The 258-nt window shown below is 34.1% G+C and carries 1 protein-coding gene; it reads right to left on the bottom strand.

Annotated elements, in window-relative coordinates; genetic code table 11:
- A partial coding sequence (locus tag BAQ46_RS29150; RefSeq protein ID WP_116777274.1) for a DUF11 domain-containing protein occupies nucleotides 1-258 on the bottom strand: 258 nt, incomplete at both ends.

Here is a 258-nt window from a genome sequence, read left to right as displayed (position 1 = left end):
AGGAATATTGTCTGTAAATACAACAGCAGTGGCATCTGTATTCCCTGTATTCGTTAAAGTTGTTGTATAAGTTAAAATGTCACCAATTGTTACAGAAGTTAAATCAACGGTTTTAAGTGAAACGATATCAGCATCATTAATTTGAACGAAAGTAGTGTTGGAAGTAGTCGATTTTTGAATTGGTGCAAAATCAGGGTTGAAAATAAAGTCGTAGACGATGTTTGCAGTATTAGGTGTTGGGTTTACAGCAGGTAAATT

The sequence above is a fragment of the Bacillus paranthracis genome (genome assembly GCF_001883995.1).
GTDB lineage: Bacteria > Bacillota > Bacilli > Bacillales > Bacillaceae_G > Bacillus_A > Bacillus_A paranthracis.
Note: the sequence above shows the minus strand (reverse complement) of the source record. Positions and strands in the feature narration are given on the sequence as shown.